The sequence below is a fragment of the Thiocystis minor genome (genome assembly GCF_016653465.1).
GTDB classification, from domain to species: Bacteria; Pseudomonadota; Gammaproteobacteria; order Chromatiales; family Chromatiaceae; genus Chromatium; species Chromatium minus.
In genome coordinates this window covers 1-18,106 of the sequence record NZ_NHSQ01000149.1, presented here as the reverse complement: position 1 = coordinate 18,106, position 18,106 = coordinate 1, and the positions used below count along the sequence as shown (strand labels likewise).

At 60.4% G+C, this 18,106-nt stretch carries 18 protein-coding genes and 1 pseudogene; 14 read left to right on the top strand and 5 right to left on the bottom strand.

Annotation, left to right across the window (positions count from 1 at the left end):
* The 5 genes and pseudogenes from CCR95_RS20130 to CCR95_RS20110 all read left to right on the top strand — a co-directional run.
* Positions 1 to 143: transposase (locus CCR95_RS20130; protein WP_201093406.1), on the top strand; the 143-nt coding region annotated here is incomplete at its 5' end.
* Between the two features lie 161 nt (positions 144 to 304).
* A pseudogene (locus CCR95_RS20125) lies at positions 305 to 1,202 on the top strand (IS982 family transposase).
* Positions 1,186 to 1,905, top strand: a complete 720-nt coding sequence (gene istA / locus CCR95_RS20120) for an IS21 family transposase (RefSeq protein ID WP_201097823.1) — start codon at positions 1,186 to 1,188, stop codon at positions 1,903 to 1,905. Before CCR95_RS20125 ends, istA begins: the two are co-directional and overlap by 17 nt.
* Positions 1,906 to 2,499 (top strand): Mu transposase domain-containing protein, encoded by a 594-nt coding sequence (locus CCR95_RS20115; protein WP_420825678.1) that lies wholly within the window; start codon positions 1,906 to 1,908, stop codon positions 2,497 to 2,499.
* Entirely contained in the window at positions 2,489 to 2,641 is a 153-nt protein-coding gene (locus tag CCR95_RS20110) for a hypothetical protein (RefSeq protein ID WP_201097816.1), read from the top strand. Before CCR95_RS20115 ends, CCR95_RS20110 begins: the two co-directional genes overlap by 11 nt.
* Before the next feature lie 111 nt (positions 2,642 to 2,752).
* Here the strand turns inward: CCR95_RS20110 and CCR95_RS20105 are convergent, their stop codons facing one another.
* Positions 2,753 to 4,111: a transposase gene (locus CCR95_RS20105; protein WP_201097815.1), complete on the bottom strand. Its 1,359-nt coding sequence runs from the start codon at positions 4,109 to 4,111 to the stop codon at positions 2,753 to 2,755.
* Positions 4,112 to 4,268: 157 nt separating this feature from the next.
* On the opposite strand from CCR95_RS20105, the gene CCR95_RS20100 reads away from it, so the two are divergent.
* The 6 genes from CCR95_RS20100 to yihA all read left to right on the top strand — a co-directional run bounded on the left by CCR95_RS20100 (position 4,269) and on the right by yihA (position 9,786).
* Positions 4,269 to 5,759 carry a UbiA family prenyltransferase gene (locus CCR95_RS20100; RefSeq protein ID WP_201097813.1) on the top strand — a complete coding sequence of 497 codons (1,491 nt, stop codon included), beginning with the start codon at positions 4,269 to 4,271 and terminating at the stop codon, positions 5,757 to 5,759.
* The gene (locus tag CCR95_RS20095) at positions 5,756 to 6,121 is read left to right on the top strand and encodes a DMT family transporter (RefSeq protein WP_201097811.1); all 366 of its coding nucleotides are present in this window, start codon (positions 5,756 to 5,758) and stop codon (positions 6,119 to 6,121) included. The genes CCR95_RS20100 and CCR95_RS20095 overlap by 4 nt, the downstream gene beginning before the upstream one ends.
* A 28-nt stretch (positions 6,122 to 6,149) precedes the next feature.
* Entirely contained in the window at positions 6,150 to 7,733 is a 1,584-nt protein-coding gene (locus CCR95_RS20090) for a DUF2029 domain-containing protein (RefSeq protein ID WP_201097809.1), read from the top strand.
* A 346-nt stretch (positions 7,734 to 8,079) separates the two neighbouring features.
* Entirely contained in the window at positions 8,080 to 8,628 is a 549-nt protein-coding gene (gene ppa, locus CCR95_RS20085) for an inorganic diphosphatase (protein WP_014779654.1), read from the top strand.
* On the top strand, positions 8,628 to 9,113 hold the full coding sequence (gene moaC / locus CCR95_RS20080) for a cyclic pyranopterin monophosphate synthase MoaC (RefSeq protein ID WP_201097807.1): 486 nt from the start codon (positions 8,628 to 8,630) through the stop codon (positions 9,111 to 9,113). Before ppa ends, moaC begins: the two co-directional genes overlap by 1 nt.
* 13 nt (positions 9,114 to 9,126) lie before the next feature.
* Positions 9,127 to 9,786, top strand: coding sequence for a ribosome biogenesis GTP-binding protein YihA/YsxC (gene yihA / locus CCR95_RS20075; RefSeq protein WP_201097820.1), 660 nt, complete (start codon positions 9,127 to 9,129; stop codon positions 9,784 to 9,786).
* Between the two features lie 325 nt (positions 9,787 to 10,111).
* On the opposite strand, the gene CCR95_RS20070 is transcribed toward yihA, so the two are convergent.
* Positions 10,112 to 10,960 carry a hypothetical protein gene (locus tag CCR95_RS20070; RefSeq protein WP_201097805.1) on the bottom strand — a complete coding sequence of 283 codons (849 nt, stop codon included), beginning with the start codon at positions 10,958 to 10,960 and terminating at the stop codon, positions 10,112 to 10,114.
* A 194-nt stretch (positions 10,961 to 11,154) separates the two neighbouring features.
* On the opposite strand from CCR95_RS20070, the gene CCR95_RS20065 reads away from it, so the two are divergent.
* Positions 11,155 to 12,642 (top strand): phosphomannomutase, encoded by a 1,488-nt coding sequence (locus CCR95_RS20065; RefSeq protein ID WP_201097803.1) that lies wholly within the window; start codon positions 11,155 to 11,157, stop codon positions 12,640 to 12,642.
* 55 nt (positions 12,643 to 12,697) lie between these two features.
* Here the strand turns inward: CCR95_RS20065 and CCR95_RS20060 are convergent, their stop codons facing one another.
* Together CCR95_RS20060 and CCR95_RS20055 are read right to left on the bottom strand one after the other, a co-directional pair.
* Positions 12,698 to 12,877, bottom strand: a complete 180-nt coding sequence (locus CCR95_RS20060) for a hypothetical protein (RefSeq protein ID WP_201097801.1) — start codon at positions 12,875 to 12,877, stop codon at positions 12,698 to 12,700.
* A gap of 60 nt (positions 12,878 to 12,937) precedes the next feature.
* Positions 12,938 to 14,158: an argininosuccinate synthase gene (locus CCR95_RS20055; protein WP_201097799.1), complete on the bottom strand. Its 1,221-nt coding sequence runs from the start codon at positions 14,156 to 14,158 to the stop codon at positions 12,938 to 12,940.
* Between the two features lie 249 nt (positions 14,159 to 14,407).
* On the opposite strand from CCR95_RS20055, the gene CCR95_RS20050 reads away from it, so the two are divergent.
* Positions 14,408 to 15,232: a UDP-2,3-diacylglucosamine diphosphatase gene (locus CCR95_RS20050; RefSeq protein WP_201097797.1), complete on the top strand. Its 825-nt coding sequence runs from the start codon at positions 14,408 to 14,410 to the stop codon at positions 15,230 to 15,232.
* A gap of 415 nt (positions 15,233 to 15,647) precedes the next feature.
* Positions 15,648 to 16,343 carry a hypothetical protein gene (locus tag CCR95_RS20045; RefSeq protein WP_201097795.1) on the top strand — a complete coding sequence of 232 codons (696 nt, stop codon included), beginning with the start codon at positions 15,648 to 15,650 and terminating at the stop codon, positions 16,341 to 16,343.
* Between the two features lie 109 nt (positions 16,344 to 16,452).
* On the opposite strand, the gene CCR95_RS20040 is transcribed toward CCR95_RS20045, so the two are convergent.
* Positions 16,453 to 17,901 carry a bifunctional 2-methylcitrate dehydratase/aconitate hydratase gene (locus CCR95_RS20040; protein WP_201097793.1) on the bottom strand — a complete coding sequence of 483 codons (1,449 nt, stop codon included), beginning with the start codon at positions 17,899 to 17,901 and terminating at the stop codon, positions 16,453 to 16,455.
* Positions 17,902 to 18,106 lie beyond the last annotated feature (205 nt).

The window sequence follows — 18,106 nt, the reverse complement described above, 5'->3', positions numbered from 1 at the left end:
AGCGTCACTTTCGGGGGCAGCATTTCTGGGCACGCGGATATTTTGTGTCGACGGTCGGTCGGGATGAAGCAACGATCCGTGCGTACATTCAGCACCAAGAGCGCGAGGACAAGCGACTCGACCAGCTCAATCTGTGGGACTGATTTGCCGCCTTTAGGCGGCCCAAGAACCGTGGGGCCGCGTTAGCGACCCCTTGCCGCTTTGAGCGGCTCACGAATTCAAAGCCCCCGGCTCTGCCGGGGGATGGTTACTCAGCGTCTCCCTAAGGTTTCAGGAGACCATCCTGACCTCCCGGAGAGCCGCCATGATCGATTTTGAAACAGTCTTCTGTGATGTGGATGATTTCTGCCAGGTGTTTCTGCCGGCTTGGCAACGTCAACTCCTGACCAGCGGCGAGCGGCGCCGGCAGCGCGCCAACCGTTTGACCCTCAGCGAGATCCTGACGATTTTGATCGTCTTCCATCAATCCCAATACCGGAGCTTCAAGGCGTTTTTACCTGTTGTACCTGAGCCCACACGCCCACGCGGAGTTTCCGCACTTGCTCAGTTATACACGATTTGTCTCGCTGATCCCGCGTGCGTTGATGCCGCTCTGTGTGTCTCTCAAGACGCGTCATGGCACGGATACCGGCATCGCCTTCGCCTTCGCCGATTCGACCACTTGGGTCGTTTGTCACAACCGCCGGATCCACAGTCACAAGGTGTTCAAGCAGCTCGCGCGGCGCGGTAAGAATTCCATGGGCTGGTTCTACGGCTTCAAGCTCCACCTCGTCGTCAACGACCGTGGCGAGTGGCTCGCGTTTCGGATCACGCCCGGTCACGTCGATGATCGCCAGCCCGTCCCCGACTTGACCCAGGGCTTGACCGGCAAGCTCATCGCGGATCGGGGCGACATTTCTCAGCGCCTCTTCGACGAACTCTGGGAGCGTGGTCTGCACCTGATCACCAAGATCCGCAAGAACATGAAAAACAAACTTATGCCATTGATGGATAAGCTTTTATTGCGCAAGCGCGCGATCATCGAAAGCATCAACGATCAGCTTAAAAACATCCAGCAGATTGAGCACATGCGCCATCGGAGTGTCATCAACGCCATGGTCAATGTTCTGGCCGCCTTGATCGCTTACACGTACCAGCCCAACAAGCCGTCTCTCAATCTCACCAAAAATCAGCTGATCATATTGAATTCGAAAGATTCTTAAACAGAACTCACGTTGCTTACTAAGGCGTCAACGACGCACGGCCAAGCGTCTCATTGAAGGGCTCCAGGTCGAGGGGTATCAAGGTTCCGATGGCCCGATCCAGCGGTTTGTGAAGCGCTGGAAGGCGCAGCGTTCCAGCCATCCGGCCATCACGCAAGCCTTCGTGCCGTTGGCGTTTCCGCCGGGGGAAACCTGTCAGTTCGACTGGAGCCATGAAGAGGTGGCGTTGGGCGGGGTCGTGCAGACCCTCAAGGCGGCGCACGTCCGACGCACGGACAGCCGGCAGATGTGCGTGGCGGCCGATCCCCGCGAAACCCAGGAAATGGTCTGCGATGCGCCTGTTCGCGCCTTTGCCTGCTTCGGCGGAGCCCTTCTCCGGATGGTCTACGACCATCTGAAGACGCTGGTGGAGACGATCTTTACCGGCAAGGCTCGCCAATGCAACCGCTGTTTCCTGACCCTCGCCAATCACGACCTGTTCGAGCCGGTGGCCTGCACCCCGGAAGCGGGTTGGGCGAAAGGGCAGGTGGAGAATCCGGTCGGCAACGTGCGGGAATGGCGGTTCGCCCCGCGACTCACGTTCCCCGACTTCACGTCGTTAAACGCCTGGTTAGCGACCCGCTGCCAGGAACTGGCCGGGCGTCGACACCCGATCGAGTTGACCCCGAGCATGGCCGACGGCTTTGCCCACGAGCAACCGTGACTGCGGCCCGTCGCGGCGCCGTTCGACGGGGACGTCGAGCAGACCTTGCGGGTCTCCAGCGTCGGCCTGATCCGGGTCGACCGAAACCGCGACCGTGTCCCCACGATCTGGGCGGGCAAGGTGGTGTCGGTACGCCTCACCGCCGCGACCCTGCGGGTGGTGGCGGACGCGCCGATCATCGCCGAGCATGCGCGCCACGTTGGTCGTGACCAGTTGATTGGTCACCCCTGGCACTCTCTGCCGATCCTGGAGCGTCAAGCGGGCGCCTGGCGTCATGGGATCCCTTTTCAGGAGCGGGACTTGCCCGCCGCCATCCGGGTCGTGCGCGATCGCCTGCTGAAGGCGCTCAAGGGGGATCGTGCGTTCGTGGAGCGGTTGCTCCTAGCGCGCGAACTGGGGCGGGAGGTGGCCTGTGAGCTGACCATCGAGACGGGCGTCATCCGTGCCCCAGTCGCGATCAACGCCAGGCGCCGCTTGGCCACGCCCGTGCGGCCCACGTCGCTCGATCACCCACCCACCCCGACGCGACGCCGAGAGCCGCTGGCTGATTGCCGCCGTGACGACCGCCGGCGGGAGGTGCGTCATGGCCATTGATCGTCTGGGCCAACTCCACGCCCTCCCCCTCGATGGCATGGCCGCCGCCTGGAGCAAATGGCAGGCCCAATCCCCGCCACAGCCGACGCTGCCGGAGGTCTGGCTGGATCGGCTCATCGCGGCGGAACGAGCCGACCGCTAGCAGCCTGTCGGACTTGAGCGTTCGGATTGGCTGAAAAAGACCATCAAGAGGCCATTTTCCTCAAAAATAGCCTTTTTTCGGCCAAAAACGCTATTTTCCCGTGAAATTCCCTTACTGCGGGCGCAAAACGGCCATGCGTTTGAAGTTCCACGCCAGGCAGACGAGGGTCCATTCATTGCGCACGTTGTCCAGACCGCGCGTGAGAAACTGGCGAAACCCCATCACGGATTTGATGATGCCGAAGACCGGCTCGACGGTTTGTTTGCGCAAAGCGTAAGTCGCACGGCCCTTAGGGGTCCGGTGCCGATGGACCATGCGCTCAACGGGCGTTGCCTCGGGTGGTGGAGCCGGAGGGTTCTTGAAGCGCTCCGACCAATGGGGATGGTGTTCCTCGCGTTGGATGGCGATCAGCGGTTCGATACTGACGCTTTCGCAGGCCACCACGTTGGCCTCACTGAAGAAGCCGGTGTCGGCCATCAGTTGTTTGGGTGGAGGAAGGTTCTCAGCTTGCGCGGCGAGGCGCTCCAGCAGGGGGGGGATCTGTTGCTTGTCGTTGGTGGCCTGCGTGACCTGCGGAATCATCACCAGCATCGTCTCGGTATCGACCAGCGCTTGGGCGTTATAGCATTGCTCGAAGCCGCCACCGGCGACGGGCATGATGCGGGACTCCTCATCCGTGAGGTTGATCTGGTCGGTGGGGCGCGGACCCGGCGTGGGTGGTTGGGGGGCTTTCCCGCCCGGTTTTCGCCCGTTGGCGGCGACCTTGGCGGCCCGGGCGGCGAGCTTGGCCTCATATTCGGCTTGCTCGCGGGCATCACGCTCAGCGGCGCGGGCTTCGATCTTGACTTTGGCCGCGGCGATGGCCGCCAGGCGGTCCTCGCGGCGCTTGAGTTCTTCCGGCAGATGCATGCCGTCGGGGAGGTTGGCCCCATCGGCGGCCTCGGCCAGGGCCAGCCGTTCCTGAACCTCGGCCTTCAGTTGCGCTTCGAGCGCTTCGGCGTGCCCAAAGGAGAGGGCGCTGTGGCGGCTGGCATTGGCGTGAATTTTGGTCCCGTCCAGGCTCACGGTGCCGAAGCGGCTGAGCTGGTTCTCGCGCGCGACCTGCAGCACCTGGACAATGACCGCTTCGAACTCCTGGGCAAAGCGCTTGCGGAAGGTCGCAAGCGTATCGTGATCGGGATGCGTGTTGGCGGCAATGAAGCGAAAGGCCAGGGAGTCATCGGTCGCGCGCTCGATCTTGCGGCTGGAGAAACAGCCGGTGGCGTAGCCGTCGATCAGCAGCGACAGCAGCAGGGCGGGGTGGTAGGGCAGACTGCCACGCCCAGCGTAGGCGCGTTCGATTTCGCGCAGATCGAGCCCCTCGACGATCTCGACGACATAGCGAGCCAAATGACCGTCGGGCAGCCAATCCTGGACCGAGGGTGGCAGCAGAAAGTCGATATCACGCAAGATCGGACGAAAGTGGCTCATTGGCATCAGGCTCTCAAGTGCGATGCGACTATTCTACCGGCCGCAGTGCCGCTCGGCACTGGGAAAGTCCGACAGGCTGCTAGAGACTCAATATGCGGCATGAATAGAAACGTCTGGATATCATATTAAATGGCTATATAATCCTTACGTCAATATCATGCTCCACGGCATGACGAACTCAATCCAGTCTGAAGGGATTTCGATGAACACCTCAACTGCAACACCCATTGTCGTTGATTTGGACGGAACCCTGACCCCAACGGATACCCTGGTTGAGTCGCTGGTGCGATTGGTCAAGCAATCCCCGCTGAATCTGCCACGTTTGGCGCTGTGGCTCTTTAAAGGTCGCGCAGGTTTCAAGTCCGCTGTCGCGGCGCAGGTTCCCCCACCCCGCATTCTCCCTTACCATGAACCGCTGCTGACCTATCTGCGCGAAGAAAAAGCGAAAGGGCGCAAGATTGTTCTGGCCACCGCCGCTCATCGATCGATTGCCGATGGTGTTGCCACGCATCTGGATCTGTTCGACCAGGTGTTGGCTTCGGATGCCGACCTGAATCTGAAAGGTGCGGCAAAACTGCGCGCAATCCGCGAAACTGTCGGCGAGTCATTCGTTTACGCTGCTGACAGCCCGGCCGATCTCCAGATCTGGCAGGCAGCGACGGCAGCGATTCTGGTCAATGTTGCTCCACGCACGGCGGATCAGGTACGCCGTGCCGTTCCCATCGAACACGAATTTTCACCTGAAACAATCGGGTTGGTCGTCTGGCTACAGGCGTTGCGTGTCCATCAATGGCTGAAAAATCTGCTGCTGTTCGTGCCCTTGTTGACCGCCTTCTCATTCACGGATATCAGTAAACTGACGAGCATGGTTTTGGCCTTCCTGGCCTTCTCCTTTGCCGCCTCCGCCACCTACATGGTCAACGACCTCTGGGATCTGGAGAACGACCGAGCCCACCCTCGCAAGCGGCTTCGCCCTTTCGCCAGCGCCCGGTTACCGATACTGAATGGGCTGGCAGTCGCCGCCGGCGTCTTGCTCCTGGCCTTCGGCCTTGCATTCACGGTTTCCACGGGCTTTTTCCTGATGCTCCTGCTCTATCTGGTGCTGACCACTGCCTATAGTTGGGCGCTAAAGGAGTATGTCCTGATCGACGTGCTGATGCTTTCTCTCCTCTACACCTTGCGCATCCTGGCCGGCTCGGTGGCCGTCGGCATCCCCGCAAGTTCCTGGCTGTTGGCCTTCTCGGTCTTCATGTTCCTGAGCCTGGCCCTGGTGAAGCGGTGCGCCGAACTGGTTTCGCTGGGCGAGATCGGCGCGGCAGCCACCCTTGGACGGGATTACCGGGTGAGCGACTTGGTCGTGTTGTGGCCGTTGGGCGTGGGTGCGGCCCTCTCCGCCGTGGTGGTGTTCGAGCTGTTCATCAGCGCGCCGGAGACCCAGAGCCGCTATGGAACGCCCCAGATGCTTTGGCTGGTGGCGATAGGGTTGATTTACTGGTTGGCGCGCCTGTGGGTGAAAACATCCCGGGGTGAGATGCACGACGATCCGTTAGTGTATGCCATCACGGATCTGGGGAGTCGGATCACCGTCTTCGGCATGATTGCCGTCATGCTGGCGGCGCATTTTCTGACACTTGGGCTATCACTGTGAAAACCCTCCTCATCGCCATCATCAGTATTGCCCTATCGGTCGCTGCCCAGTTCTCCTTGAAGGCAGGAATGTCGGGCGATAGGGTCAGGACTGACCTCGCTCACTTCTATTCCCTCAAGACCCTGTTCAATGTGCTAACGGATCAGTATGTCTTTGGCGGCTTTCTGCTGTATGGGCTGGGAGCGATGGTCTGGCTGGGTGTTCTTGCTAAATGGGAGGTCAGCAAGGCGTATCCCTTGGTCGGGCTAGGGTTTGTCTTCACCGTCGCAATTGGATTTCTGGTGGGCGAGAATGTCACCATTTCTCGCGCGATAGGCGTCGCGCTGATTTGCGCGGGGGTTTTTCTGGTAGGGCGAAGCTGATTGGGAGCGGCGTGTTCCTGGATGTCATATGAGTAAATTCAATAATATTTCCGTGGCGTTATGTGCTTCAGTCCTGTCATTTGTATGTGCGCTATCCCTGTCTGAGTCGCAAATCATGGGGGATGGAAAAGAGTATTTATTATATGCACGCGCGTTTGCCGCGCATCTGTCTCCTGAAATCAAGCAGGAGGATATCCTGCATGTTGCGAGCATGCTCGACAAGTCTGCCCCGAGATTCCGCGAAGAGATGGAGAAGTTTGGAAAAGAGTACGCAATAAATGGTCTTCAATACGGAAAAGGTTTCGTGACGTCGCCGGGCGGCGAATTGTTTAGCTGGCACTTCTGGTTATATCCATTATTTGTCGCGCCATTTTTCGAGGTGACGGATAGACTGGGTCTGCCGCCTGCATATGCATTCACGTTGTGCAATTGGGCATTTGCGCTGGGTGCGCTGACCTATTTATTGTTCCTTTGGAATGCGTCGCCCACACAGAAAATATTGCTTGCCGCCCTGTTTCTTCTGACGGGCACCACATATTATATCTGGTGGTCGCATCCAGAGGTATTTACCGCATCATTGATTTTGTTGGCATTAATGATGACGAGCGATAAAAGATATGGCTTGGCAATGATGTTTGGCGCAATCGCCGCCACACAGAATCCCCCTCTCGTTTTGCTGATTTGCCTTATCGCGGCCATTGCCGCATTCGATATCTCCCAGGAAAATAAGAATTTCATCCTTGGCATAAAACTGTCTTTGATTGGCAGCAAGATTTTTCCTTATCTTCTCGCAAGTCTTGTCATTGCATTCTTGCCAGTCTTTTATTTCCAATATATGTTGGGCGTTGCCAATCCAATTGCCGCTGGTGGTTCGGCGGATTCCGCCCTTATTAGCCTTGGTAGATTAGGGTCTCTATTTTTTGACATCAATATGGGCATGATCGTCGCGGCGCCGGGAATCTTTGCTGGCATCTTAATTGTATTGCTGGCCTCCGCGGTCGATCTAAACGGAAATGGCTGGAGGAGGGTTGTCGGCAGGAATTGGTTTCTTTTTGCCTGCGTAGCGCTGAGTTTGGCGATGGCTCTGCCCGCCCTTGCTACAACGAACTGGAACCACGGGCATTCCGTATTTAGTCGATATGCTTACTGGTTGGCAGTCCCCTTAATCTATGGACTGGTTGTGTCGCTAAACAACATCACGAGCAGGATGCGAGTGTTCACAGTTATCGCCATCATATGCATCCAGCTCGGTGTTGTTACATACTATGGATTATTTGGAAAAAATGGGCGCAGCGATTACTTAAGTTTCAAACCGATTTCCGACTATGTCCTGCTGAACTTTCCTGGACTTTACAATCCAATTCCTGAGATTTTTATTGAGCGATTGAATCGCCAGGAAGGCGTTCCAAATGCGAGCGACGCCAATCAACACATTTTTGCGTATCCCTCCGCGAATCAACCAACAAAATTGCTGCTGACAAAATTTGTAGCCGACTCAGTTGAAAAAGAATGCTCGCCTGCTTCAGTGGTCAGCTCTGAGGGCGAATGGACCTACATGAATCTACAGCCAAACTCTAAATGCAGCTTGGCTATCGCTCATCAGCCCTTTTAAGTTGCCATGTTCAGCCTGAACATGGTCGCGGCGCGGCGGATCGCTGGATTCGGGAACTGGATCTGGAAAAATTTTTTGGGCTTCTGTCAGGCCGTGATGTTTCCTGGGCGGGGCGCTAAACCGCATCGACGACGCCATCGGCCGGTTAGCGCGAATCCGGCTGATCGAGCAAAGGAACGCATCCTGTTTTGGACAAGGTTTTCGCGCGCAAGGATTGAGATTTCCAAGTCTGGGATGGATTACAATTGGCAATCAAACGTCGCGCCAGGCCCGTCAGGGCCTTTTTGCATTGAGCCCGAAGGCTTTTTACAGCGACGCCATACTGCTGAACCACTGAGGCCGATCCATGGATTTATCGAAGGTTTCCCGGGGCGATAACGTCCCCAATATCATTAACGTGATCATCGAGATCCCGTCCCACGCCGAGCCGGTCAAGTACGAAATGGACAAGGAGACCGGCGCCATGTTCGTCGATCGCTTCATGTCCACGGCCATGCACTATCCCTGCAATTATGGCTATGTCCCACACACCCTGTCGTCGGATGGCGACCCGGTGGACGTGATCGTGGTGACGCCCTACCCGCTGATCTCCGGATCCGTCATCAAGTGCCGGCCCATCGGCGTGCTGACGATGACCGACGAGTCCGGCGACGATGCCAAAATCCTCGCGCTGCCGGTCGATAAGCTGTTCAAGGGCTATCGCAACGTCGAGAGCTTCCGCGATATGCCGCCGCATCTGCTGGATCAGATCGCGCACTTTTTCGAGCACTACAAGGATCTTGACGAGGGCAAGTGGGTGCGCGTCGGCGGTTGGGGCGGTCGCGACGAAGCCTGTCAGGAAATCATGGCGAGCGTCGAGATGTTCGAGAATGCTCCGGAAAAGCCGGCCTTCTAATGCCGCTGACCCACTTCACTTCAGCGGGCGAGGCCCACATGGTGGATGTGGGCAACAAGGCCGTGACCCGGCGACGCGCGGTGGCCGAGGGCTGGATCCGCATGGAGGCGGCGACCCTCTCACTGATCGAGTCGGGTCGCCACGCCAAGGGCGATGTGCTGGGAATCGCGCGAATCGCCGGGATCATGGGGGCAAAGCGGACGGCCGATCTGGTGCCGCTGTGTCATCCCTTGAGCCTGACCAGGGCCGAGATCGATCTGGCCATTCTCGCCGAAGACGGCTCGGTCTATTGCCGCGCAACCGTTGAAACCACGGGCCAGACCGGCGTCGAGATGGAGGCGCTCTGCGCCGTCCAGGTCAGTCTGCTGACGATTTACGACATGTGCAAGGCCGTCGATCGCGGGATGACGATCTCGAATGTCCGCCTTCTGGAGAAAGAGGGCGGCGCTTCCGGCCACTGGATCCGCGATCCGAGCCTAACGTGACCTCAAAATGCAGATGAATCCCTTCTATCAGCGCGCCCACTTTCTCACCGCCGCCACGCGGCTCGATCAGACGCCCGCCGATACCGGTCGCGAAGTCGCCTTCGCGGGTCGCTCGAATGCGGGCAAATCGAGTGCCATCAATACGCTCTGCCATCAAAAGAGCTTGGCAAGAACGAGTAAAACCCCTGGTCGCACCCAACAGATCATCTTCTTCGAACTGGATACGGAACGCCGCCTGGTGGATCTGCCAGGCTATGGCTATGCCAAGGTTTCGGAGGCCATCAAGCTGCAATGGCAGAAGCATCTGGCGAATTATCTGGAATATCGCCGTTCGCTGGCCGGGCTCGTGATCGTGATGGATATCCGTCACCCGCTGACGGAGTTCGATCGGCGGATGCTGGACTGGGGCCGGCGGGGCGAGCGGTCGATCCTGCTGCTGCTGACCAAGGCGGATAAACTGAAACGGGGCGCCGCGCAGGCGACCCGGCTCGCGGTGGAGAGCGAGGTCGCGGATGACGATGGCCGGGTTGCGGTGCGGTTGTTTTCGGCGCTGGAACGACAGGGTGTCGAAACGGTGCAGGGGCTGCTGGATCGATGGCTTGAGGTACCCGATCCTCATCTCGTGGGCAGTGCCGTCGACAGCGTGACCGGATCGGACGACTTCCGCTCCTGATTCATGGCCGGATCCGGCTCTTAGACAACTCTCCGCGAATAACCGGTCAACGCTTTCCAATAAAGACCAGAGAGGGAGCGCGAATCAAACCAATGCACGGCAGTTTGGAACGGGGCATCCGCAATGATCGTTGTCGTTGTCGAATAACGACAACGACAACGAAAGCAAGAACGACGACAGAGCGACGGGGTATTCACCCCGTCGCAACGTTTTTTGAACATCGGGAATTCGTCATTCCCGCGAACCTGGTTGAAACGTCCTGACAGGGCGCATGCCCCGTCTGGCTATGTTGTTTTCCAGGAGTTTCCTTAGGATCTATCGATCCTCAGTTGCCAGTCGACCAGGGCGGCGGGCCTTGATCGTAACCCGGAGCGTCCGGGTAGGGCATCATGTGCGGATGCATCATGCCTCGTGGAGCGTTGCGATACGCGCCATCGCCTGGATACCCCCAAGACTCTGGGCCTGGGCCGGCGTCAGGGCAAGGCATGGGACGCGACATCCTTGCCGAGGGGCCTCCGAAGAGTGCCTGGGCCGCTTCACGTTGTTCGTCGGTCATCTGTTCGACGGTCTTGCGGTATTCATCGAAGCGTTTTTCCATCTCCTGCCGGCGCTTTTCGGCTTCCTCCCAGGGTGGCGTCTCGGGCATCTCGACCCCGCGCTCCGCCGCGTCCGCGCGCATCCGCTTCCAGCGTTCCTCGCGCATGGCTTTCCGCTCCTCGGGTGTCATGGCGCGCATCCGCTCTTGCATCCGTGCCTTCATCTCTTCCCGCCACTGGCTCATCGCGGCGTCATCCTCATGCCACATTCCGTGCGGGCTCGCCATCTCGGGCGATTGCGGCATCGCGGGCCGCGTTTCCCAGGGCGGCGTTTCGGGCATCTCCACCCCCATCTCGGCGGCACTCGCGCGTAATTCGGCGTAACGCTTCTTGCGCTCCGCCAGCATTGCCTCACGACGCTCTATGGCTTGGGCGCGAGCGGTCTCCGCCGGCGCCGGCGTGGCATCGGTTTTTTGCGCGCTTGCCGGGTAAGGGGCGGGAGGTGCGGGCTCGGCGGCCTTCGCCGGCGCGGGTTGCGGTTCGGCGGCCGTCGCGTTTGGCGCCAATAACGTTTGGGTCAGCGCCAGAACAAGGGCAGCGGACGAAGCAAGCGGGATCAATGGTTTTGTCACGGTCATGATGACTCCTCGTTTTGATTGATTTTGGTCGCACGCACGTGGATTGAACGGGAAACAGCTCTCTGGAGATACGATCGGATCCTGCCTTTCGCAAGGCTCTATCGCTATAAGATTTAAAATACGATGACTGGGCTAAAATTGCGTTTGGAACGAACCACCTTCAGCCGGCAACTGTTCTCCGCGGGGAAGCAAGCATGCGTATTGGCGATCTGATGAACGAGAGCGGTGTCAAGTTCGGCACCAGCGGCGCCCGCGGGCTGGCCGCGGACATGACCGATTGGGTCTGTTATGCCTATACGGCGGGTTTTCTAGGCTATCTCAAGACGGCCGGAATCCTGGCGGCGGGTCAGGAGGTCGGGATCGCGGGGGATCTGCGTCCCAGTTCCCCACGCATCATGAATGCCTGTGCTGCGGCCGTCATCGATCTCGGCTGTCGTCCGTGCAATTTCGGCCCGATCCCTAGCCCGGCGCTGGTTGCTTATGGCATGGCGCGGGGTATGCCGACCCTCATGGTGACCGGCAGCCATATCCCCGACGATCGCAATGGCATCAAGTTCAATCTGCCGACGGGCGAAATTCTCAAGCGCGACGAGGAAGGCATCAGCCTTCAGGAAGTCCAGCGTCCGGAAGGTCTGTTCGATGCGCTTGGCGGCTTTGCGGTGGGACAGGGCGCGGCTCTGCCGGATCCGGATTCGGCCGCCTACCGTGACTATGTCGACCGTTATTTGGGTTTTTTCCCCGCGAATTGTCTCCAGGGCCTGCGGGTGGGCGTGTATGAGCATTCCAGCGTGGCACGCGAGGCTTACGTTGCCGTGCTCGCGGGTCTGGGCGCGCGAGTCGCCCGGCTGGGACACTCGGAGATCTTCATCCCGGTCGATACGGAGGCGATCCGTCCCGAGGATGTTGTCCTGGCCCGTGACTGGGCCGCGAGCGGTCAGTTCGATGCGCTGGTGTCGGCGGATGGCGACGGCGACCGCCCGCTGATCGGCGACGAGACGGGTGCCTGGCTGCGCGGGGATATCGCTGGCGTGCTCTGCGCTCGCCAACTCGGCGCCCGTGGCGTGGTGACCCCGGTGAGCAGCAACACGGCAGTGGAAAAGTGCGGCTGTTTTGAGTCGGTGAGACGCACCCGGATCGGCTCGCCCTTCGTCATCGAGGGCATGCTGCAGGCGATGGACGAGGGTCTGACGCCTGTGGTCGGCTACGAGGCCAACGGCGGTTTTTTGCTTGGCACGGACCTCGAACGCGATGGCCGCTTACTGGCGGCACTCCCGACCCGTGACGCCGTCATCGTCGCCGTGGCCATCCTGCTGGCCGCGGTCGAACAGGGCAAGCCGCTGTCCGCGCTCGCCCGCGATCTGCCGGGCCGCTTCACCCACAGCGACCGTCTCAAGGACTTCCCGACCGAGATCGCCCGGGCCGGCATCGCGGCGCTGTCCAGCGGCGATGTCCAGCGGGATAAAGCGGCCATCGAGGCGATGTTTGGCGCACCGTTCGGCGCGATCGCCGACCTGGAGATGACGGACGGCCTGCGGATGACGTTTGTCAGCGGCGAGATCGCGCATCTGCGCCCATCGGGCAATGCGCCCGAACTGCGCGCCTATACCGAGGCCGACAGCCCGGAGCGGGCGGCGGAGATGAATCGGATCTACATGGAGATTCTGGCCGGGTGGAGGGGTTGAGTGGTTGCGGCCGGCAGGATGCCGGCGCTCCTAGTCCTCGTTCGTTTCTAACGGGTCAATTTAACTCGGGGTCAATCCCTAACACTCTCAACCTTTCGGCCAATCGGTCTGCCCGCAGCCGTTCCTGATTGGCACGTTCCCGCTCCTGGTCGGCACGCGCCTGTTCCTGGTCGATCACTTCGGGCAGCGTGGGAATCGGCGCGCCGCTTTCGTCGAAGAAGCGCAGAAGACCCATTGCGATGCCGTCGCGTCCATGACGATCCGAGTCGTTTCGATTAGCCGGGCCAGGCGCGTTTTAGCCCCTTTTGCGCCCAGCCACTCTTAGCCGCAGCGCATTCAGGCGAATAAACCCGGTTGCGTCCTTCTGATCGTAAGCCCCCGCGTCCTCCTCGAAGGTCGCGATGGAGGCATCGAACAGACTGTCGGTCTCGGACTTGCGCCCGACCACCATCACGTTGCCCTTGTAGAGCTTCAATCGCACCACGCCGTTGACGACCGACTGGGTCTGATCGATGGCGGCCTGGAGCATCCGGCGCTCCGGCGCGAACCAGTAGCCGTTGTAGACCAGACTCGCATAGCGCGGCATCAGTTCGTCCTTCAGATGCGCGGCCTCGCGGTCGAGGGTCAGCGACTCGATGGCGCGATGGGCCTTGAGCATGATGGTGCCGCCGGGCGTCTCGTAGCAGCCGCGCGATTTCATGCCGACATAGCGGTTCTCGACGATGTCGGCGCGGCCGATGCCATGCGCGCCGCCGATGCGGTTGAGTTCGGCCAGCACCTCGGCGGGGCTCAGCGTCTTGCCGTCGATGGCCGTGATATCGCCCCGCTCGAAGGTCAGCTCGATGATGGCGGGCCGGTCGGGCGCCTGTTCCGGCGCGACCGTCCAGCGCCACATCGCCGCGCCCGGCTCGACCCAGGGATCTTCCAGATCATAGCCTTCATAGGAAATATGCAGCAGGTTGGCGTCCATCGAATAGGGCGACTTGGCGCCGTCGCGCTTCATCTCGACGGGGATACCGCGGCTGGCGGCATAGTCCATCAGCTTTTCGCGCGAGAGCAGATCCCATTCGCGCCAGGGGGCGATGATGCGGATGTCGGGATTTAGCGCGTAGGATGTCAGCTCGAAGCGAACTTGATCGTTGCCCTTACCGGTCGCGCCGTGAGAGATGGCATCGGCGCCGGTCTCGGCGGCGATTTCGATCAGACGCTTGGCGATCAGCGGACGGGCGATCGAGGTGCCGAGCAGATACTCGCCCTCATAGATGGCGTTGGCGCGGAACATGGGATAGACGAAATCGCGCACGAACTCCTCGCGCAGATCGTCGATATAGATCTCCTTGACGCCCGCCGCCGTTGCCTTGGCGCGCGCCGGCTCCAGTTCCTCGCCCTGACCGATATCGGCGGTGAAGGTCACCACCTCGCAACCATATTCCTCTTGCAGCCACTTCAGGATAACCGAGGTATCCAGTCCGCCGGAATAGGCCAGGACGACTTTCTTGATTGCGCTCTGCGCCATCGATTTCACTCCAGATCACGAAAAAAAGCCCCTGCGGGCAAACGCGAAGTATAGGTTTGTCGGGCGACAGCGACCAGCGTGCGCTGACGTTGAGTCAGGCGACAATCCCCGCCAACCGCCAACCGCCAACCGCCAACCGCCAACCGCCAACCGTCCGCGATCTTCATCGCATCTTCACCAAGTCTCCATCGTGCGGCAACAAACTTCGGACAACATGGCACGAATTTTTTGGCAGAGGAAGCGAATGCGATGTCCGATATCAAACGCATGAACCCCCTGAAATACCGCAGCATCTTCATTTCCGATGTGCATCTGGGGTTTCGGGGCTGTCAGGCCCGGTTCGTCCTGGATTTTCTGCAAGCGACCCAGTGTCGGCAGCTCTATCTGGTCGGCGATATTGTCGATATCTGGGCGATGAAAAACGGCCTCTACTGGCCCGATTCGCACAACCAGGTCGTTCGGGAAATCCTGGACAAGGCCCGTCAGGGGACCGAGGTCATCTATCTCCCCGGCAACCATGACGATCTGTTCCGCAATCATTTGGGTGCCCGCGTTGGCGAGGTGACGGTGCGCGACGAGGTCGTCCACACGACCGCCGATGGCCGGCGTTTTCTGGTGCTGCATGGCGACAAATTCGACGGCGTGGTCCAGCACAGTCTCTGGCTCGCCAAGCTCGGCTCGCGCGCCTACGACAATCTGCTGGCGCTGAATGGCTTGCTCAGCCGCGTCCGTTCACTGTTCGGGCTGAAATACTGGTCGCTGGCCGGTTATCTCAAACACAAGATCAAGAACGCCGTGAGCTATATCGGCAACTTCGAGCAGGCCCTCGCCCGGGAAGCCGAGCGGCGCGAACTCGACGGCATGATCTGCGGCCATATCCACCACGCCGAGATGCGCGACATCGCTAGCGTGTCCTACTGCAACTGCGGCGATTGGGTCGAAAGCTGCACGGCGTTGGTCGAACATCACGACGGGCGTCTGGAACTGCTGCGCTGGACCGATGCCTACCCCGAATCGCTGGTCGCGCCAGCGCTCCCACCCGCTCCCGCCATCGCGCTGGCCCAGGCAAGTTAGGCGATTTCCGGGGAGGATTGTACCGATTCCCCATTCGTCTTCGACAAACTCAGGACGAACGGGAAATCCTCCGCGCGGTGGGCCGCCCAACCGTTCCTCTGCCTGAAACCGTTCGTGGCGAATCCCGAGCGGAGCCGAAGGGTCGAACCACGAACGGCTTCACGCGCGGCGGACATGATTCGTCTGAGTTTTCGCCCCCTCAAGTCAGACTGAGAATTGCTGGTAACGTCGGCAACGGCTCGGTCCGGCGCACTCCCTGGCTGTTCGATAATCGGCGGCCAGCGTGGCGCCAGGTCGCGTGTCCTGAAGATCCCCGCGCCAAAGGCGGCTGGACGTGATTTGCGCGCGTTGCCCCTTGGCCCTAATCTTGTCCCGTTCAGCGATTCTCAATCCTGTCGAACCGGAGCGTTTCTCCATGACGAAACAGACCCATTCCCTTCCAACCCACCTTGGCGTCTTGCTGGCCTTGGCGATCGCGGCGCCTGGCGCCGTCTTCGCCTATGACAATAAGGACGCGATTCGCGACTGCGAGAGTCGCCTCGGCCGCGACTACGGACTTACCGACCTGCGCGGCGCTCGGGCGGTCCAATTGCCTGGCGAGAAGAACTACAAGGTTGAGGGCCAAGCCAAGGTCGACGGCAATAAATACCCCTGGACCTGCGAAATCGCGAACCGGCGCGTGGTCGACGTGGAGTATCGCGGACGCCGACCCTCCCATGCCTCCGGCGGCCGGCCCGAGATCATGCTCCGTCGCGCCGGCGAGATCGAGGTTCGGATGCCGAGCGGCTGCACTGCGCGATATGATCGCGACGGCGAGTTGATCACCCGTAGCAGCGGTTGCAGCCAGAACGACCGTCGCCGCGCCGACGATGCCGCCAACGCCTACTTCCGCGAACAGGGGCACCACGGCGGCTGGCATGACGATGGCGACAGGCCGCCACGGATCATCGCCGGCAAGAATGGCGAAAGCGAGGCCGTGTTCAGGAACGATTGTGTCGTCTACTACGATCGGCGTGGCCGGCGGACGGAAGCCTTGCCGAAATGCAATAGCAGCCAGTTAATGATGGCGGATCAGGCCATGCGGGCCTACCGTCGCGAACAGGGACGGTAGGGGCGAATTCATTCGCGCCTACCGTCCCTGTTGGCTCCTAGAAATCGGGACGATTGATGCCGCCTTCTCATCCGAGGAGCGCGTTCTGCAGCGATCGCTCAAGACGGGTTCAGATCACGAACAGGTCCATGAACTGGTTGATGGGGGTGGCCATCAGCCGCTGTTCATCCTGGCACAGGTCATAAATCCGCTGGGCCTGCCCCTTGGGGAAGCGGGTCTTGAGCGCGTTCAGGAACTTGGCCTCCAGCACCGGAATCCCCTCGGCGCGGCGGCGGCGGTGACCGATCGGGTATTCCACTTCCACCTTGTCGGTGCTGGTGCCGTCGGTAAAGAAAACCTGCACGGCATTGGCGATCGAACGCTTGTCCGGATCCAGATACTCGGCGGTGTAGCGCGGATCCTCGCGCACGGTCATCTTCGCGCGCAGTGCGTCGATACGCGGATCGAAGGCGACCGCGTCCTCGTAATCGTCTGCGGTCAGGCGCCCGTGGATGAGCGGCACGGCGACCATGTATTGCAGACAGTGATCGCGGTCGGCGGGGTTGTGGAGCGGACCGTCCTTGCTGATGATGCGAACGGCGGATTCCTGGGTGATCAGCTCGATACGCGCGATCTCGTCGAGGCGATTGCGCACCCGCGGGTAGAGGCTCATGGCGCACTCGACGGCGGTCTGGGCGTGGAACTCGGCCGGGAAGCTGAGCTTGAACAGGATGTTCTCCATCACATAACTGCCGTAGTCGCGTTGGAACGCGAAACGGTTGCCCTTGAAGAGCACGTCATAGAACCCCCAGCGGGACGCGGTCAGGACCGAAGGCAGGCCCATTTCGCCCTTCTGCACCATCATCGCCAGACGCACGGCGCGCGAGCTGGCATCGCCGGCGGCCCAGGATTTGCGCGAACCGGTGTTGGGCGCATGGCGATAGGTGCGCAGTGCCTGGCCGTCGACCCAGGCTTGCGAGAGCGTGTCGATGACCTGATCGCGGTCGGCGCCCAGCATCGATGCCGCGACGCCGGCAGAGGCGACCTTGACCAGCAGGACATGATCGAGTCCGACCCGGTTGAAGCTGTTTTCCAGCGCCAGCACGCCCTGAATCTCGTGGGCCTTGACCATGTCATGCAGTACGTCGGCCACGGTCAGCGGCGCGGCGCCATCGGCGATCGCGCAGCGCGAGAGATAATCGCCCAGCCCGAGGATCGCGCCCAGGTTGTCGGAGGGATGACCCCACTCGGCGGCGAGCCAGGTGTCGTTGAAGTCCAGCCAGCGCACCAGCGCGCCGATGTCCCAGGCGGCCTTCACTGGATCGAGCTGGAACTGCGTGCCGGGCACGCGCGCGCCGTGCGGCACGACCGTGCCCGGAACGATGGGGCCAAGGTGCTTGGTGCACTCGGGGTATTGCAGAGCCAGCAGCGCGCAGCCCAGCGAGTCCATCAGACAGTGACGGGCGGTGGTGATAGCCTCTTGCGAGTCGATTTTGTAGTTGCAGACATAGTCTGCGATAGCGACCAATTCCTGGTCCGGGTCTGGACGCAGGTTGGCGTCGGCGATGTGTGAGGTCATGGGGATAGAGTTCTCAGTTGTCAGTTGTCAGTTGTCAGTTATCAGGTGTCAGATATTTTTTTCATCAGGGAAGAAATTCGGGAACTTTTCAAGTTTGAGCATCCAACAACTGCCAACTGCCAACTGCCAACTGCCAACTGCCAACTGCCAACTGCCAACTGCCAACTGCCAACTGCCAACTGCCAACTCCAGGAGCAAAGCCATG

What these genes read in the sequence shown, in the direction of transcription:
- CCR95_RS20070 (WP_201097805.1), bottom strand. Translation starts at nt 10,960, where the DNA reads ATGACCGTGACAAAACCATTGATCCCGCTTGCTTCGTCCGCTGCCCTT.
- CCR95_RS20090 (WP_201097809.1), top strand. Translation starts at nt 6,150, where the DNA reads ATGAGTAAATTCAATAATATTTCCGTGGCGTTATGTGCTTCAGTCCTG.
- CCR95_RS20060 (WP_201097801.1), bottom strand. Translation starts at nt 12,877, where the DNA reads ATGGGTCTTCTGCGCTTCTTCGACGAAAGCGGCGCGCCGATTCCCACG.
- CCR95_RS20105 (WP_201097815.1), bottom strand. Translation starts at nt 4,111, where the DNA reads ATGAGCCACTTTCGTCCGATCTTGCGTGATATCGACTTTCTGCTGCCA.
- yihA (WP_201097820.1), top strand. Translation starts at nt 9,127, where the DNA reads ATGAATCCCTTCTATCAGCGCGCCCACTTTCTCACCGCCGCCACGCGG.
- CCR95_RS20110 (WP_201097816.1), top strand. Translation starts at nt 2,489, where the DNA reads ATGGCCATTGATCGTCTGGGCCAACTCCACGCCCTCCCCCTCGATGGC.
- ppa (WP_014779654.1), top strand. Translation starts at nt 8,080, where the DNA reads ATGGATTTATCGAAGGTTTCCCGGGGCGATAACGTCCCCAATATCATT.
- CCR95_RS20065 (WP_201097803.1), top strand. Translation starts at nt 11,155, where the DNA reads ATGCGTATTGGCGATCTGATGAACGAGAGCGGTGTCAAGTTCGGCACC.
- CCR95_RS20050 (WP_201097797.1), top strand. Translation starts at nt 14,408, where the DNA reads ATGTCCGATATCAAACGCATGAACCCCCTGAAATACCGCAGCATCTTC.
- CCR95_RS20055 (WP_201097799.1), bottom strand. Translation starts at nt 14,158, where the DNA reads ATGGCGCAGAGCGCAATCAAGAAAGTCGTCCTGGCCTATTCCGGCGGA.
- CCR95_RS20045 (WP_201097795.1), top strand. Translation starts at nt 15,648, where the DNA reads ATGACGAAACAGACCCATTCCCTTCCAACCCACCTTGGCGTCTTGCTG.
- CCR95_RS20100 (WP_201097813.1), top strand. Translation starts at nt 4,269, where the DNA reads ATGCTCCACGGCATGACGAACTCAATCCAGTCTGAAGGGATTTCGATG.
- moaC (WP_201097807.1), top strand. Translation starts at nt 8,628, where the DNA reads ATGCCGCTGACCCACTTCACTTCAGCGGGCGAGGCCCACATGGTGGAT.
- CCR95_RS20040 (WP_201097793.1), bottom strand. Translation starts at nt 17,901, where the DNA reads ATGACCTCACACATCGCCGACGCCAACCTGCGTCCAGACCCGGACCAG.